Raw genomic sequence first — 501 nt, 5'->3', positions numbered from 1 at the left:
ATTTACACTTAGGTGTAAATGACGCTTGTGCTTTGTTTTGTTCAGTTTTGAGAGAACTACTCTCTCTTAATTATTCATTTAGGGGCCTATAGCTCAGCTGGTTAGAGCGCACGCCTGATAAGCGTGAGGTCGGTGGTTCGAGTCCACTTAGGCCCACCATAAATGCAATGTAAAATGTATAATTGAAAATGTAAAATTGCTTTAAGTTTAGCTTCAAAGCAAACCTTTCAATAATTCTTAATTCTACATTTTTAATTTTAAATTTATTTGGGGCCTTAGCTCAGCTGGGAGAGCGCCTGCCTTGCACGCAGGAGGTCAGCGGTTCGATCCCGCTAGGCTCCACCAATACTACCTAAACTTCTATATTAGAAGTCTAATTTAGGTGGGTTATTTTTCGGAATTTTGTTCTTTGAAAACTAGATAACAATGAATAGATTAAGTTTTACCGGGATTGTTCTAATGAACAATTCGAGTAAACTTGAGAAGTCAAGAATTCATTTC

Annotated in this window: 2 tRNA genes; both read left to right on the top strand. The window is 37.5% G+C overall.

Annotation, left to right across the window (positions count from 1 at the left end):
- Positions 1-82: 82 nt before the first annotated feature.
- Positions 83-159, top strand: a tRNA-Ile gene (locus ACJ2A9_RS23795).
- Between the two features lie 110 nt (positions 160-269).
- Positions 270-345, top strand: a tRNA-Ala gene (locus tag ACJ2A9_RS23790).
- Positions 346-501 lie beyond the last annotated feature (156 nt).

It is taken from the genome of Anaerobacillus sp. MEB173 (assembly GCF_052119505.1).
Lineage (GTDB): Bacteria > Bacillota > Bacilli > Bacillales > JBJMAU01 > JBJMAU01.
The sequence above is the reverse complement of the archived record's forward strand: the minus strand, read 5'-3'. Positions and strand labels throughout refer to the sequence as shown.